The sequence below is a fragment of the Shewanella sp. SR43-8 genome, from assembly GCF_014163775.1.
In the GTDB taxonomy this organism is placed as follows: Bacteria; Pseudomonadota; Gammaproteobacteria; order Enterobacterales; family Shewanellaceae; genus Shewanella; species Shewanella vesiculosa.
Map to the genome: position 1 here is coordinate 99,144 of NZ_JACJDX010000010.1, position 16,274 is coordinate 115,417.

Consider the following 16,274-nt stretch of genomic DNA (forward strand, 5'->3'; position numbering starts at 1 on the left):
CTATATCAATAACTAGCCTTTTGCTGCGTTTGTCAAGAAAGCCACAATCTCATCAAATGGAATGTCTTGTTTCTCACCTGTGCGACGGTTTTTATACTCAAACACCCCAGCATCGATATTGCGATCGCCAATCACCACAACATGCGGTAGGCCAATCAGTTCCATGTCGGCAAACATAACACCTGGACGCTCTTTACGATCATCCATTAATACTTCAACACCCGCATCAGTTAAGTCTTGGTAAAGTTTTTCGGCAATGTCGGCCACACGATGTGACTTATGCATGTTCATTGGCAAAATACCTACCGTAAACGGTGCGATAGCTTCTGGCCAAATAATGCCGCGGTCATCGTTATTTTGCTCAATGGCAGCCGCCACAATACGGCTTACACCGACACCATAACAACCCATCAACAGAACTTGTGCTTTACCATTTTCATCTAACACAGTGGCATTCATGGCTTTAGAATAGCTAGTACCAAGTTGGAAGATATGTCCCACTTCAATACCACGAGCCATGGCATAGGTGCCTAGGCCATCCGGCGTTGACTCACCTTCAACAACATTACGAATGTCCGCTGAAGTGATTAAAGGTAAATCACGTTCCCAGTTAATGCCAAAATAATGCTTATCTTCAACGTTAGCACCGGCAGCAAAATCGCTCATTACAGTGACACTATGGTCAATAATAATTGGCATCGTTAAGCCTACAGGCCCGATAGAGCCTGGCCCTGCGCCAACGGCTGCGCGGATTTCCGCTTCTGAAGCAAACTCAAAGGGTGAAGCGACTAATTCAAGCTTGTCGGCTTTGATTTCGTTAAGCTCATGATCGCCACGAATAACTAATGCTACCAATGGTGCTTCTTCCGTTGCACCTTTAACGATTAAGGTTTTAACCGTTTGAGTGATAACGACATCAAATTGTTCAACTAATTCTGCAATTGTTTTGGCGTTAGGTGTATCCACTAACGTCATTGTTTGAGTTGGCTCTGCACGTGTGCCGGCTGGCATTGCTGCCTCAGCTTTTTCAATGTTAGCGGCATAGTCGCTACCTGTTGAATAAGCGATTAAATCTTCACCGCTGTTAGCCAGTACATGGAATTCATGCGACATGCTACCGCCAATAGAGCCTGTGTCTGCAAGTACTGGGCGGAATGATAAGCCCATACGAGTCAGAATATTGCTGTATGCGGTGTGCATTGCATGGTAAGTGCTGTCCATGGTTTGTTGATCTAAATGGAAAGAATAGGCATCTTTCATCAAGAATTCGCGTGCGCGCATGACACCAAAACGTGGACGTACTTCGTCACGGAATTTGGTTTGTACTTGGTAAAGTGTTAGCGGCAATTGCTTGTAAGAACTTAATTCTTTACGGACTAAATCGGTGATCACTTCTTCATGGGTAGGTCCCAATACAAAATCACGATTGTTGCGGTCTTGAAAACGCAATAATTCAGGACCAAACTTGTCCCAACGGCCTGTTTCAACCCATAGATCAGCTGGTTGTACTAATGGCATTAATATTTCGATAGCGCCTGTTTTGTTCATTTCTTCACGAACAATGGCTTCAACTTTACGTAATACACGTAAACCTGACGGTAACCAGCTGTAGAGACCTGAAGCATTGCGACGGATCATACCGGCACGTAACATTAACTGATGACTAATCACCTCTGCATTTGCAGGAGTTTCTTTTTGTGTTGAAAGCAGGTACTTACTAACTCGCATTACCAATGTCCAAAATAGTTGCTATGAATTAGCGTCATTTTAGCACCTGCATTAATGATGTCACCTGCTAATTCGACTCAAAAGCAGGCTTTGTGATGCTTAAATGCCAAGTTTGAGATAGCTAAGTTGAAATAACGTCATTTTTATCGATTTATCCTTGCGTTATCACTGCTTGAGGCTATTTGTCGCGTCTATCGCCAATGACTCGAGCCGGATTACCTGCAACGATGGCGTAGTCTGCTACATCTTTGGTCACAATACAGCCCATACCAATAACGGCGTAATCTCCAATCGTCACGCCATCGACAATACCTGCCTGAGCGCCAATCCACACATCCTGGCCTATTACGATACCTTTTGATGTCGCGGGTTGTTTATATATGGGCGTAGTAGGTGACATGCCATGATTAAAAGCATAAATAGTGACGTTATTGGCTATCCGTGTTTGGTTGCCTATTGTTATGCCATAACGACCACCATCTAAGCTGCAGCCATGATTGATTGCCACTTCATTACCTAAGGTGATAGGGCCATGCAGAAATACCTCTGCTGCAATCATGCATTGATTACCGATGCTGATATCTCGTCCGGGTTCGGCAAACAGTTGAGCTTGTGGGGCAATAAAACTGTGCTCGCCAATATGAATGGTTTCCAGCTGGCTCAACTGCTGTTGAATCTCATCTTGCCATGGTTTTGCCCAGGCTAAATGCTTAGGCTTGAGTGAAAAATACAGCCATGGCATCCATGATAAGCGTCGTTTGTGTTGAGCTTGGTAATCAATTTCTGCCATAGGGTTAATCCTTTAACAATGTCACTTTGGTCGGTTTAAGCTCTAGTACTTCGATACCTTGTGCTGTAACACACCAAAAAATATCTAAATCGTACAATGCAACTTGATATAGTTTGGGATCGTCTTTGGCTTTTTTATACGCGGGCCTAGGGTCTTGGGACAATACACCTTCAATAAGCGCGGCAAGATCTTGATATTGTTGTTGTTGTTGGCTATAAAGATTAATTTGTTGACTGGCTAGGGCTGTATAAGTCAGTGGAACCAAGATAGGTGCATCTTGCGCAATACCACCTTTTGCATCAGTAATTGCATCGGAAAACGGAACATAGGGCTTAATATCAACAATTGGCGTACCGTCTAATAAATCCATACCCGATATCACCAAACACACTTTACCTTTACGTTGAACCACCCCGTGTAGCTTTACCACTGATTGGCCAATACCATTGGGGCGAAATGTAGACCGTGTGGCAAACACGCCTAGTTTTTCATTACCCCCTAGTCGAGGAGGGCGCACTGTGGTTTTCCAACCTTGGGCTAAATTCTCATGAAAACTGAATAGTAACCATAAGTGTGAATATTGCTCTATGCCTCTGACTGCATCAAGATGATTAAAATCAGGTTCAAACTCAATATAACCGACAGCATTGACTAGTCCCGGTTGACGCGGAATACCAAACTTTTGTTTATAGGGGGTTCTGCATATTGCAACCGCATTTAATTGGCTACTAAACGGCACGCTAGATTGGTTATTAATAGGAGTTGTTTGGCTGTGTTGATCGTTGCCTTGTGTCATGCGGTACCTGAATTAAACAGAAAATAGGAAATGAAAAATCAAATATAAAAAATATTGATGAGTGTGATATGAGCACTCATCATCTATAGGCTGCGAATATACTCTATTGAGTTATTATTTTTTTGCAGCTGTTTTAATCGCTTGGCCAACGCAAAGCGCTCGACTAAAACAACTATTGTCAGCTTCAGTAATCATAAAGCAGCTTTTAACGACAAAACCATTTGCGCCTATGTCTGCTGCAGCTCTTCTGGCATTAGTGCGAGCAACTGACATTTGTGGTGGTGCATCCTGTTTGGTTTCTTGGCAGGCTTCACCTTCAATTAAACCTAATATTTCAAATGTCCCTTTGGGTTGCTCATTGCCTTCGTATAACTGCACATCACCGACTTTAAAATAATCATTGATAGCTTTACTGTCTAAATTACTTTTGAACGTGTAATCACTGGCACAAGCACTCAATAATAGTGCTATGCCTGAGATTATAAATGCATATTTAAGAGAAAACGTCATGGCCGTAACCTTATTATTAATGGGTAATAGATCTGAAACAGTTAGTTTACCCTGTCTTATGGCGATGATAAAGCAATCAAATGCCACAAAAAAAGAGCTTACCTAAGTAAGCTCTTTTTTATTTTAAAGAATTAACCGTGAGATTATTCTTAGTTAAAATATTTATTCCATGCCTGGAATTAAAAATTCGCTCATGCTTTTGCCGCTATCAACTTGTTGTTTGAATACGGTTGGCATACGACCTTGACCTGTCCATTGAATTAATTCACCGTCAATGGTGATTTGATATTTTGGCGGACGTGGTGCACGCTTTTTAGTTGATGTTTTAGCAGAGGCTGTGACTTCACCTAAATCTTCGATTGATAAACCACTGTTTTCAATTTGAGCAAGAATTTCAGCAATACGAGCATTACGCTCTGCATTGGCTTCAAGTTCTAATTTTTCTTCTTCTTCACGTTCAGTAATGATCTTTTCTAATTTTGCCGCGGTTTCGCGTAAATCATCAAGAGACAATTCTTTTACTGCAGCTTTAAAACGACGGCCGTGGGTTAGTATGTCTAAAAAATCACTCATTTTGTGTAGTTTCCTAATGATTTATTTATAAAATAAAAAGTTATCAAAGATGTTTTTTAATGTTTCAGGTAAATTTCAGTGCATCATTTGGTTTGTTGTGGTCTTTATTATTAATATAAATAACATTAACTCACTGATTATTACCAAGACAGCTTAATTAATACTGAATATAACTGTAATAATAGAAACTATTTGTCATTGAATCAAATTAAATCATCTAAATATTGAATAAATTTTAATTAATCGCTTGTATCAAATAATTAATGTTCCACAGTTTGTTTTGTTTGATTGCCACCACAATCATAAAAAAAATATAAACAGTCGTTTGACTTTGATTGACGTTAACGTTAACAGGACGTAAAGTTAGCTTATCTTGCATTGGCAAACGCCAGTGTGTTGTCCACATACATTGAAGGTGTAGAAGGAAAACCTATGAAAATATTGGTGCCTGTTAAACGCGTAGTTGATGCCAATGTAAAGGTCAGGGTAAAAGCTGACAACACAAGTGTTGATACGACGAACCTTAAAATGGCGTTAAACCCATTTTGCGAAATAGCAGTTGAAGAAGCAGTTCGCTTGAAAGAAGCTGGCGTAGCCACTGAAGTTATCGTGGTGAGTGTTGGCGCAAAAGCAGTGCAGGAGCAATTAAGAACTGCAATGGCATTAGGTGCTGATAGAGCCATTCATATTGAAACTGATGAAGAATTGGTGCCACTATCAATTGCGAAACTGTTAAAAGCTGTGCAAGAAAAAGAACAAGCGCAATTAATTATTTTTGGTAAGCAGTCTATTGACGGCGATAACAACCAAACTGGACAAATGTTAGCGGCACTAACTGATATGCCACAAGCGACATTTGCATCAGAAGTAAAAGTTGATGGTGATATGATCACCGTTACTCGTGAAATTGATGGCGGACTGCAAACCCTGAAAATGCCTTTACCTGCCATTGTCACGGTTGATTTACGTTTGAACGAACCTCGCTATGCTTCATTACCCAATATTATGAAAGCTAAACGCAAGCCATTAGACATTATGACTGTGGCTGATTTAGGTGTGAGCTTGAAAACACATCAAACAGTGATCAGCGTAACACCTCCGGTTGAGCGTAAAGCTGGCATTATGGTGTCTTCTGTTGAGGCGTTAGTCGATAAGTTAAAAAATGAAGCGAAGGTGATCTAACATGACCATTTTAGTATTAGCAGAACACGATAATGTGAGTTTGAAAACTGACACGGCCAAAGTCGTTAGCGCAGCTGCCGCCATTGGCGGTGATATTCATGTACTGGTAGCGGGTGTTGATTGTTCTGCTGCGGTAACGGCAGCACAACACTTAGCCGGTGTGAGTAAAGTATTAGTTGCTGATGCAACTCAATATGGTGCTCAATTAGCGGAAAACGTTTCTAAGTTGGTCGTTGAGATTGCGGCTGATTACGAACATATCTTGGCTGCAGCAACCAGTATTGGTAAAGATACATTACCTCGTGTCGCAGCATTGTTAGATGTTTCTCAAATTTCAGAAGTCATTGAAGTGGTCAGTAGTGACACTTTTGTGCGTCCTATTTATGCCGGTAATGCGCTGTCGACAGTGCAGAGTTTAGACGCGAAGAAAGTCATGACTGTGCGTTCAAGTGCATTTGATGCTGTCGCGTCAACGGGCAATGCTGAAGTGGTTAACCTAAGTCAAGCTATTGATGCTCGCACTGAGTTCGTGTCTCAGTCGTTAACTGAATCAGCCCGTCCAGAGCTAGGTAATGCAGGCATTATTGTCTCTGGTGGCCGCGGCATGGGGAGTGGTGAAAACTTTGCTATTTTAGAACAGCTAGCCGATAAGCTTGGCGCAGCAGTAGGTGCATCTCGTGCCGCTGTGGATGCTGGCTTTGTGCCTAACGATTTACAAGTGGGACAAACAGGTAAGATTGTTGCCCCTGATCTGTATATTGCTGTGGGCATTTCTGGTGCGATTCAACATCTTGCCGGAATGAAAGACTCTAAGGTGATTGTGGCTATTAACAAAGATCCTGAAGCGCCTATTTTCCAGGTGGCAGATTACGGTTTAGTCGCGGACTTATTTGAAGCCGTTCCTGCATTAAATAATCTGCTTTAATGGCTTATTATTGACCCAAATTGAGTCATTAGCTTGTTTAACGTGTCGTTCTACTAGCCAATCGTTCAGATTAAAAGGTTTCTACTTGGTAAAGTAGGAACCTTTTTTATTGATATTTTTTATCATATGGATGTTTTTATGAGCAAAGGTGTCAGTCGGGTTATCCAGTTGCCGTTTTTGTATTCAGTGCGATAGTGTGCATTTGCATTAGAAACGTTAAACTAATGCTATTAAATTGTGGCTATAGTTAATAATATTGTTATTTGTGCTGTAGTTTAGGACTTTTTTGCTGGTATAGAGCGTGTGGTTTATGATTGTATGTGCGCGCTGTTTGTAATGGGCTATTTATGATTACAAATACAAAAGTAGAGGTGCATTGCATAATAGTCAGGTTGAATTGGGTGATGCCAATAATTCAACCTAAAAGGATGCAATGCCGAAATAAGTGAGGTGATCGCCCTCATTTGTTGGGCCAGTTCTCGAAAGGGGCTGTACTGTCATAGTGTTTTTATCTACGTGATAAAAATAATGATATTCATATTAAATGGATATTTCTGTGGAGTGCTACTAGATAAGTTAACCCATATACTTTCTGTGTATGGCGAGTCTTATTTCTAGTTTTTCTCTATTCGTATCCAACGAAGAAATAATTAAATTATGATAATAAGTTATGCCGATTCGGCACTTTCTGTTTTGCCACCACTTTTGGCAATTACACTGGCTATTTTAACCCGTAAGGTATTGCTGTCTTTGGGGTTAGGTATTATTTTTGGTGCCTTATTGCTGACCGATTTTTCATTGGTTGGCAGCAGCGAATATATTTTAAGTACAGCGAGTCAGCTCGTTTGGAAAGATGCTGCACTGAATAGTTGGAACGTATATATCTTAGGTTTTTTGGTTGTGCTGGGCATGATAACCGCATTGATCACCGTTAGTGGTTCTGCTCGTGCTTTTGCTGATTGGGCCAAACTGCGCATTCGTAATAAGCGCGATGCTAAGTTAATGACCATTTTTTTAGGCTGTGTAGTCTTTATTGATGACTACTTCAATAGTTTAGTCGTAGGTTCTATTTCAAGGCCTATCACGGACAGATACCATATTTCACGCGCAAAACTTGCCTATATTTTAGATTCTACCGCGGCACCGATTTGCGTTATTTCCCCGGTATCAAGCTGGGGGGCCTATATTATTGCGCTTATTGGCGGCATTCTAACTGCACATGGTTTTGCTGACTCAGGTCATTTAAGTGTCTTTATACAGATGATCCCGATGAACTTTTATGCCGTGTTCTCATTATTATTACTAGTGTGTGTGGCGACGTTCAGTTTAAACATAGGACCAATGCGTCAGCATGAATTAAATGCACTTCGTGGTGAGTTGTATGATGAATCAAAAGGCCAACCACCGGGAGCAGTTACTGATTTACCTGAAGCTGATACCGGTAAAGTGATTGGTTTATTTTTACCGATTGCGATATTAGTATTTGCGACCCTTTATTTTATGGTCTCTAGTGGGGCAGAAGCATTAGCGGCTAAAGAGCAGATGTTTAGTGTACTAGGTGCATTTGAAAATACTGATGTGAGTTCATCATTGTTTTTTGGTTCTATCGTCGGTTTGATTGCGACAGTGTTGTTGGCATTTCAACAGAAAGTAGAGCTGTCTATGTTGCTCAAAGGCATCTCTGTTGGTGCTCGTTCAATGTTACCCGCTATTTATATTTTATTGTTCGCTTGGACGATATCAAGTGTCATTGGTCAGCTTGAAACCGGTAAGTTCATGGCCAGTTTAGCAACTGATAATATTCCGTTTGCGCTATTGCCTGCCATGTTATTTCTATTGGCTGGGATCACCGCATTTTCAACGGGAACGAGTTGGGGAACCTTCGGTATTATGTTGCCTATAGCGGCCGATATGGCGATGGGAAGTGATAGCACCATGATGCTACCTATGCTAGCAGCTGTGCTTTCTGGTGCCGTATTTGGTGACCATTGCTCACCTATTTCCGATACCACTATTTTGTCATCAACGGGGGCGAGTTGCCATCATATCGATCATGTGGTGACCCAGCTTCCTTATGCACTTATCGCTGCATTGATTAGTTTCGTCGGTTATATTGTGCTTGGGTTTACGGGCTCGTTAATGGCTGGATTGATTTGTTGTAGTGCGTTGTTTCTTATCAGTATCCTAGTATTGTACTTTTGGGCAAAAAAGTAATGCTACATCCTTATACTTATGAGTAATAAGCCGATTGATTAAGCTTTGAAAAAATGCCGTATACATAACGAATACGGCATTTTTGTTTGTTGTTGCGAAGTTAAAAAAGGTAATATGGACGGTACTGACTGTCTAACCATTAGGACGCTATATTTTGGCGCAACTGTACTTTTATTATTCGGCGATGAATGCCGGTAAATCAACTTCGTTACTGCAGTCTTCTTATAATTATCGTGAGCGCGGTATGCATACCTTAGTGATGACAGCATCAATAGATAATCGATATGGTATTGGCAAAGTGTCTTCGCGTATTGGGATTGAAACCGATGCCCAGGTGTTTGGTAGTACTGACAATTTAATTGAGCTGATTTCGACATCCAATGACGAGCAAAAAATTCACTGCGTACTGATTGATGAGTGTCAGTTTTTAAGTAAAGAGCAGGTTAGGCAGATAACCTATGTTGTCGATAATCTCGATATTCCCGTATTATGTTATGGATTACGTAATGATTTTCAGGGTGAGTTGTTTTCAGGTAGCCATTACTTGCTCGCTTGGGCAGATAAGCTCGTTGAATTAAAAACCATTTGTCATTGTGGCCGTAAAGCCAATATGGTGGTTCGCCTTGATCATGAAGGTAATCCTATGCGCGAAGGTGAACAAGTGGAGATTGGCGGTAACGAGAGTTACGAGTCAGTTTGTCGTAAGCATTTTCGCGAGTTTTTGTGGGATTAGTTGGCCATTAAAGACGTATTAGAATTACGTTAGCGACCGCTGCAGAATAAACAAAGCCGCTTAAATTAACATTGAAGCGGCTTTGTTATTTGTGTTTTAGGTGCTTATGTTTTAGTTGCTTATGTGGAGATTAAAAGTCAGCTGCTGCGAAATTGACAATGTCGGCACTGCTAGCTTCAATTTGTTTGCGTAAGCTGCGAGTTTGGCTGCCCCAATAGCTCATGAAGAATTTTGCCGTATTAAGTTTAGCTTGATAAAACTCACTTTCTTCAGTACCAGCTTCTAATGCTGCCAATGATGTTGCCGCCACACGGGTCCACATCCAAGCCAGAGCGGTAATGCCAAAGAGTTGCATATATGGCATTGATGCTGCGCCAATAAGGTCTGGGTTTTTACTGGCCGATTGAACAATAAAACCAGTGGCTTTTTCAAGATCGCCCGCAGCGTCCATTAACCCTGCAAGATAGGGCTTCATGGCTTCGTTGCCGGAATTATCTTGAATTAACTGTTTTACCATGCCTGACCATAACGTCAATGCTGCCCCTTTGTCGCTCAGTAATTTACGGCCTACTAAATCCAAAGCCTGAACGCCATTTGTGCCTTCATAAATCATTGCGATACGAATATCACGCACATACTGCTCCATACCCCATTCATTAATATAGCCATGACCACCATAAACCTGCTGTGCATCTACGCATGCTTTAAAGCCTTGGTCGGTAACGAAACCTTTAACAATCGGTGTAAATAAAGCTGCCAGGGCATTTGCTTGTTTGGCTTTTTCCGGGTCAGTATGACGTTCTACTTGGTCAAGCCATAATGCCTGTTGGCCCATTAACGCACGTGTTCCTTCATTGAAAGACTTTTGCGATAACAGCATACGTCTTATGTCACCATGGACTAATAATGAGTCTGCGGCTTGTTCAGGCTGTTTAACACCACTTAATGCACGACCTTGAATGCGCTCTTTGGCATAAACAAGTGCATTTTGGTAAGCAATATCAGATACGCCTAAACCCTGAATACCGACACCCAGACGTGCTTGGTTCATCATGGTGAACATGGCTTTTAAGCCCTGATGTGGTGCACCAACTAATTCGCCAATTGCGCCATCAAAATGCATGACACAAGTTGAGTTACCGTGAATGCCCATTTTGTGTTCCAGACCCGTCGCACTCAGCGTATTGGCGTCACCTAAACTGCCGTCGGCATTGACTAAAAATTTCGGTACCGCAAATAATGAAATGCCTTTAACACCTTCTGGTGCATCGGGTAGGCGTGCTAATACTAAGTGAATAATATTATCAGCAAGATCGTGATCACCAGATGAAATAAAGATTTTCTCGCCGCTAATGGCAAACAGCTCATCTCCGGCAGGAATAGCTTTAGTGCGTAATAACGCTAAATCGGTACCAGCATGCGATTCAGTTAAGTTCATGGTTCCAGTCCATTCACCACTGACTAGTTTAGCTAAATACTTTTGTTTTAGTGCATCGCTGCCATGGACATGAATAGCAGAATAAGCGCCATGGGTTAACCCAGGATACATAGCAAAAGCCATGTTGGTCGCGGTTTTCATTTCGGTGGCAAAGGTACCAATCACTTCTGGCAGGCCTTGGCCGCCAAATTCAGGATCGCAGGTTAGTGTGGCCCAGCCATCTTCGACATACTGCTTGTAAGCTTGCTTAAACCCAGAAGGGGTGATGACTTTACCGTCAACCAATTTACAACCTTCCAAGTCACCGCTTGCATTGAGTGGCAACATGATGTCGGTAGTAAAGTCGGCGACACCTTGTAAAATCGCATCAGTTAAATCTGCATCTAATTCATCAAAACCACGTAAGTCAGTTTGTTGATAGACATCAAGCAGTTCAGACAGAATGAATTGATAATCACGCAGGGGAGCTTGGTAAATTGGCATAAGGTCATTCCTTGGTTATGGGGTCGTTAAGTTTGGTCGCGGCAGCAAGGTATCGTCTTGTTACTGGTCCAATCAGATTATGTTAGTTCAGCTAACATAACCAATTTCGAGTAAAAACTCAGTATTATTTTTACGTAAGCGTAAACTTATTTTGGTGCGTGAAATGTACCGATTTATTTACTCTTCAATATCCGAGTGACTTATTTGTTGTAATACCGTCTTCAGGCTTGGAAAGATCAACAAGTGCTCGCGAAACGATTATCTGAAATGCACATGAATACATAATGGCAACACTCCGGTCTATATAGGTTAATACATAAAAATAATCCATAAATAGGGCGCGTTATGAAATTTGTTTGGTCAGTAGTCAGTATATCTGCATTGCTATTATTGTCTTTTATATCCCAAAGCACAGCCGATGCTGCTGCGAAAGTGGATGAGTCTGTTGCTACTAATTTTGAATTAATGACCTCTGATGGCCAATCATTTACTCTGCATGATTACGCCGGTAAACCGGTTATTTTGCATTTTTGGGCTACCTGGTGTCCATATTGTAAAAAGCTGCAACCCGGTTTAGAAAAACTACGACTTAACTACCAACACACTGACTTGCAAATGATTGGTATAAGTTTTAGCGAAGATGCTGGCGCCAATCCAGGGCAGAGTTTGCTCGATCGAGGTATAAAAATGACCACGCTGGTTTTAGGTGATGAGGTTGCTAATTTGTATGGCATAACAGGTACCCCAACAACAGTGTTTATTGACCGAAGTGGCCACATTGCATGGATGAGCAATACGTCTGATCCTGACGACCCTAATTTGGACAAAGCGATACAGTTTTTATTAAAATAGCCATGATGAAAAGCCGATTGTTGTTTGCTCATCTATGATAGGTCATTGAGCTGATTATATTTATTCGGCTTGTTTACTTGAGGTATATTTTAAAAGAAGCGGCCCTATCAGGGTCGTTAGGGCGATAACCATGACTAATATGGCAAACTCTTTGGCTTGAATGACGTCAAGTTGGCGTCCCATCTCTGCAAATACTAATCCTACTTCACCTCTGGGTACCATTGCTGAACCCACAATCATTTTTTCGTGCCAGTTTGAGCTGGCCAACAATCCGGCCATGAATTTACTTGCTACGGCGATAAAAGTTAACCAAGCGAGTAATAGTAAGCCCATGAAGCTCATATCAAGTTGACTTAGATCCAAGCTGATGCCGACATAAACGAAAAAAATGGGGCTAAAGAGCTGTACTAGCGGCTTTGCTGATTGTTCCAGTTTGTGGGTATAGCTAAAGGGGTTTTTAAGGTATTGATTAAATGGCGAGGTAAATTGTCGTGACAAGCCCATTCCGACGGCAAAGCCACCTAAAATAGCCGGGGTACCAAACCAATGAGCTAACCAAGCAAATAAGCAAATCATTGCCGTGACGACAAACACTTCATAACCGGGAATGCGTGTTTTAAGGTGAAACCAGCGGGTTAAATAAATTATCACTCTGACCAGTGGCGGGCTGAAAATGATAAAGCAGGCAATCATGATAAATAATACTAAGGTTGAGCTTACGGCTAATTCTCCAGATGAGGCGAAATTAAACAACACGCTCAGTAGTATCACGCCAACGATATCATCGATAACCGCCGCCCCTAGAATAATTTGCCCTGCCGCACTTTGAGTTTGATTATTGAGTGCTAAAACTCGCATTGAAATACCAATGCTGGTGGCCGTTAATGCGCAACCAAAAAATAATGCTGTAAAAGGAGGTAGAGAAAGCCAATACAGGCTGGCCAATCCTGTGAAGAGTAAGGGTATTGTAATGCCTAACAATGCAACACTTACGGCTTTAGTACCAGAATGGGCAAGCTTTTTGATAGAGGTTTCACAGCCAATATCAAATAATAAAAAAATCACCCCCAGTTCTGCGATGATGGCTAATGTACTATGAGGTACAACCCAATTGAGTAGTGACGGGCCAATTAACATCCCCGCAGTGACTTCACCCACTACGCTTGGAAATCCTAATCGGTCACTAAGCTCACCTAATAATCTGCCCACAACAAGAATGAGAAAAAGTGACATTACAAAGCTGTTTATTGCCATTTATCCTCCTTCAGGTTAGGCAATATGTTATTGATTTATCTGAACCCAATAAAGTTGATGTTGATCAATTTTAGTTGCGATACTTAAGCACAAACTTACGCTATTAGCTAAGCTAAAGATAGTTACTAGCTCACGTTTACTGAGTTTCTAATCGCAGAATATAAGGCAATGCTTGATAAGTATAATTTTAATGTTTACATACACTTGTTACAGTAGAAATGTAGAAAAGATCTGAAATAAGGAGGTTTATATGAACAAAATGTTTGTTATCGCACAAATGGAACAAGCGCATATTGATGCAGTCGCGATAGGATTATCATTAGCCAAGCAGATGAACAAGCAGGCTGAAGTTTTTGCTTATACTTACGCCTATTTAAGTGGCACAGACAGTGATCAACCACGACTTGCTGGAGTGGTGCAAAAGCAGTTAATGCAACAACAAGAAGCGCAACTTCAGCAGCACTTAGATTCGCTTGATGCCGAAGATGTGCCGTTACATGTGATATGGAGTAAGTATCTTTTTGAACATGCTTGTCATCACTCTGCTCGCCATAGCTTTGATCTTATGGTTAAAGCTGTCCATCATTCTGATCATTATCTGCCTACTGATTGGCAGTTAATTCGCCATACCAAAATCCCACTATTACTCCTTACAAACAACCCACTTAATACCGGTAACACCACGCTAATTTCAATCGATTTAGGTACTAAAAATCCGACTAAGCAACGGCTTAATGACGCCGTTATTGCTAATGGCCTGCAGCTTGCTAAAGCGACTGGAACACAGTTGCATGTGGCTTATGTGTTACGAATTCCGGAAATTGTTCGCGACATGGATTTGCTCGACATTAATGCTTTAGTTAAAAAAGCGTATGCAGAACATCAGCAAAAAATTGCTGACATAGGAGTTGACGCTGATTGTATGCATATTATCTCAGGTGAGCCTGAACTGTGTCTGTTTGAACTGGCATGTCGGTTAAAAAGCCAATATTTTGTGATTGGTGCGCGGCAACGGCAAGGATTACTAGGGCGCATTATTGGTAATACAGCGGAATCTATTTTGAGCCGGATGCGCAGTAATGTGTTGGTGATCCCAGCAGAAGATTAAATCGACAATATCACGACTCATAGCGTCGCCATTTAAGCCTATTTCATCGTTGAAAAATGCTCATTTAAACCATAAAACTGCGCATTTTTTCCTTGAACTCAGCATAAATGGCTTAGCCTGTGCATTTACATTTTGATATTCACATCTCAAAGTAGAAAAGGGGCTGAGTCGCTACAGTAGTCATATTAGATAAAAGTATAAAAAAGCCCGCATCATTAAGTTAAATTGGCGGGCTTGGTTGATCTTAACTGTTTAATAGAGATTAAAAGGTCATTTCCGGTACGTGGTCTGGTACCACTAACTTACCTGCTGTTTTAGCAACAATTTCATCAACCGTCACACCGGGCGCGCGTTCAAGTAAATGAAACGCACCATCTTTAATTTCGATAAAGGCTAAATCTGTCATCACCCGTTTAATACAGCCATAGCCCGTTAATGGTAACTCGCAGGTTGATAATAGTTTCGAGTTGCCGTATTTGTCCGCATGCATCATGGTGACAATAATATTGTCGGCGCCCGCGACTAAATCCATGGCGCCGCCCATACCTTTAATCAGTTTGCCTGGGATCATCCATGAGGCGATAGAGCCGTTAACATCCACTTCAAATGCGCCCAGTACCGTGAGGTCGACATGGCCGCCACGGATCATGGCAAAGCTTTCTGCTGATGAAAAGAATGACGCGCCTGCAACCGCGGTTACCGTTTGCTTGCCAGCGTTGATAAGATCGGCATCGATGTTGTCTTCGGTAGGAAATTCGCCCATACCCAGTAAACCATTTTCAGATTGCAACATTACTTGTATGCCGTGTGGAATATAGTTAGCGACTAGGGTAGGGATACCGATACCTAGGTTAACATAAAAGCCATCTTGTAATTCTTTTGCTACGCGCTGGGCGAGTTGTTCTCTGGTCAGTGCCATGGTGTTGTCTCCCTTATTTCGCAGCTTTGACGGTACGTTGCTCGATACGTTTTTCAAAGCTAGCTTTGATCACGCGATCGACATAAATACCCGGTGTATGAATATGGTCTGGATCGAGTTCACCAGGTGCAACAATTTCTTCGGCTTCAACTATGGTAATTTTACCTGCAGTGGCCATCATCGGATTAAAGTTTGCTGCGGTTTTGCGAAACACTAAGTTACCCATAGTGTCCGCTTTCCACGCGCGAATTAAAGCAAAGTCAGCGGTCAACGATTCTTCTAATACGTAGTGACGCCCTTTGATTTCACGGGTTTCTTTACCGTCGGCAATCGGCGTGCCGTAACCTGTGGCGGTAAAGAATGCCGGAATACCTGCACCGCCGGCACGGATTTTTTCAGCCAGTGTGCCTTGCGGGGTTAAGATAACGTTGAGCTCGCCGGATAACATTTGCTGTTCAAAGGTGGCGTTTTCGCCTACGTAAGAGGCAATCATGGTTGAAATTTGGTGCTGTTTCAGTAACAGTCCTAAGCCAAAGTTATCAACCCCAGCATTATTTGAAATGGCGGTTAAGCCTTTAACATCCATAGTCACCATATGATTAATTAGGCCTTCAGGAATGCCACACAATCCAAAGCCGCCGACCATAATGGTCATATCATCTTTCAGTCCTGCTAGCGCTTCTTCATAGCTGTGGACGACTTTATTGAAACCTGCCATCTTGTTGTCCTTATCGTTATATTTATATCAATGGTTAGCGCTATACCGTGC

The 16,274-nt window shown here is 41.8% G+C and carries 15 protein-coding genes and 1 riboswitch; of the genes, 6 read left to right on the plus strand and 9 right to left on the minus strand.

Translation table 11 applies throughout. The features are described 5' to 3' along the window. Window positions 1-12: 12 nt before the first annotated feature. The 5 genes from H5114_RS14155 to H5114_RS14175 form a co-directional block, all read right to left on the minus strand. Window positions 13-1,728, minus strand: a complete 1,716-nt coding sequence (locus H5114_RS14155) for a proline--tRNA ligase (protein WP_182698105.1) — start codon at window positions 1,726-1,728, stop codon at window positions 13-15. Between the two features lie 178 nt (window positions 1,729-1,906). Then, a complete protein-coding gene (locus tag H5114_RS14160) occupies window positions 1,907-2,518 on the minus strand; it encodes a DapH/DapD/GlmU-related protein (protein WP_182723267.1) in 612 nt (203 codons plus the stop codon). A gap of 4 nt (window positions 2,519-2,522) precedes the next feature. Next, the gene (tsaA, locus tag H5114_RS14165) at window positions 2,523-3,314 is read right to left on the minus strand and encodes a tRNA (N6-threonylcarbamoyladenosine(37)-N6)-methyltransferase TrmO (RefSeq protein ID WP_220492579.1); all 792 of its coding nucleotides are present in this window, start codon (window positions 3,312-3,314) and stop codon (window positions 2,523-2,525) included. A 114-nt stretch (window positions 3,315-3,428) separates the two neighbouring features. Continuing rightward, the gene (gene rcsF, locus H5114_RS14170; RefSeq protein WP_124017983.1) at window positions 3,429-3,824 is read right to left on the minus strand and encodes an Rcs stress response system protein RcsF; all 396 of its coding nucleotides are present in this window, start codon (window positions 3,822-3,824) and stop codon (window positions 3,429-3,431) included. A gap of 162 nt (window positions 3,825-3,986) precedes the next feature. Continuing rightward, entirely contained in the window at window positions 3,987-4,397 is a 411-nt protein-coding gene (locus H5114_RS14175; RefSeq protein WP_124017984.1) for an H-NS family nucleoid-associated regulatory protein, read from the minus strand. A gap of 432 nt (window positions 4,398-4,829) precedes the next feature. Between H5114_RS14175 and H5114_RS14180 the strand changes: the two genes are divergently transcribed. The 4 genes from H5114_RS14180 to H5114_RS14195 all read left to right on the plus strand — a co-directional run bounded on the left by H5114_RS14180 (window position 4,830) and on the right by H5114_RS14195 (window position 9,451). After that, window positions 4,830-5,579, plus strand: a complete 750-nt coding sequence (locus H5114_RS14180; RefSeq protein WP_124017985.1) for an electron transfer flavoprotein subunit beta/FixA family protein — start codon at window positions 4,830-4,832, stop codon at window positions 5,577-5,579. Between the two features lies 1 nt (window position 5,580). Continuing rightward, on the plus strand, window positions 5,581-6,504 hold the full coding sequence (locus H5114_RS14185; RefSeq protein WP_182723268.1) for an electron transfer flavoprotein subunit alpha/FixB family protein: 924 nt from the start codon (window positions 5,581-5,583) through the stop codon (window positions 6,502-6,504). A 358-nt stretch (window positions 6,505-6,862) separates the two neighbouring features. Beyond that, window positions 6,863-7,079, plus strand: a riboswitch (Lysine riboswitch). Window positions 7,080-7,161: 82 nt separating this feature from the next. Next, the gene (locus H5114_RS14190; RefSeq protein ID WP_220487625.1) at window positions 7,162-8,718 is read left to right on the plus strand and encodes a Na+/H+ antiporter NhaC family protein; all 1,557 of its coding nucleotides are present in this window, start codon (window positions 7,162-7,164) and stop codon (window positions 8,716-8,718) included. A gap of 154 nt (window positions 8,719-8,872) precedes the next feature. Beyond that, window positions 8,873-9,451 (plus strand): thymidine kinase, encoded by a 579-nt coding sequence (locus H5114_RS14195; RefSeq protein ID WP_124017988.1) that lies wholly within the window; start codon window positions 8,873-8,875, stop codon window positions 9,449-9,451. A gap of 130 nt (window positions 9,452-9,581) precedes the next feature. Here H5114_RS14195 and H5114_RS14200 read toward each other — a convergent pair whose 3' ends face one another. Further along, window positions 9,582-11,372, minus strand: a complete 1,791-nt coding sequence (locus H5114_RS14200) for an acyl-CoA dehydrogenase C-terminal domain-containing protein (protein ID WP_182723269.1) — start codon at window positions 11,370-11,372, stop codon at window positions 9,582-9,584. A gap of 345 nt (window positions 11,373-11,717) precedes the next feature. Between H5114_RS14200 and H5114_RS14205 the strand changes: the two genes are divergently transcribed. After that, window positions 11,718-12,224, plus strand: coding sequence for a TlpA family protein disulfide reductase (locus tag H5114_RS14205; protein ID WP_182723270.1), 507 nt, complete (start codon window positions 11,718-11,720; stop codon window positions 12,222-12,224). A gap of 60 nt (window positions 12,225-12,284) precedes the next feature. On the opposite strand, the gene H5114_RS14210 is transcribed toward H5114_RS14205, so the two are convergent. Beyond that, window positions 12,285-13,478, minus strand: coding sequence for a cation:proton antiporter (locus H5114_RS14210; RefSeq protein WP_182723271.1), 1,194 nt, complete (start codon window positions 13,476-13,478; stop codon window positions 12,285-12,287). A gap of 250 nt (window positions 13,479-13,728) precedes the next feature. Between H5114_RS14210 and H5114_RS14215 the strand changes: the two genes are divergently transcribed. Further along, the gene (locus tag H5114_RS14215; protein ID WP_182723272.1) at window positions 13,729-14,586 is read left to right on the plus strand and encodes a universal stress protein; all 858 of its coding nucleotides are present in this window, start codon (window positions 13,729-13,731) and stop codon (window positions 14,584-14,586) included. 262 nt (window positions 14,587-14,848) lie between these two features. Here the strand turns inward: H5114_RS14215 and H5114_RS14220 are convergent, their stop codons facing one another. Together H5114_RS14220 and H5114_RS14225 are read right to left on the minus strand one after the other, a co-directional pair. Further along, window positions 14,849-15,505, minus strand: a complete 657-nt coding sequence (locus tag H5114_RS14220) for a 3-oxoacid CoA-transferase subunit B (RefSeq protein WP_124017993.1) — start codon at window positions 15,503-15,505, stop codon at window positions 14,849-14,851. Between the two features lie 13 nt (window positions 15,506-15,518). Further along, a complete protein-coding gene (locus H5114_RS14225; RefSeq protein ID WP_182723273.1) occupies window positions 15,519-16,223 on the minus strand; it encodes a CoA transferase subunit A in 705 nt (234 codons plus the stop codon). Window positions 16,224-16,274 lie beyond the last annotated feature (51 nt).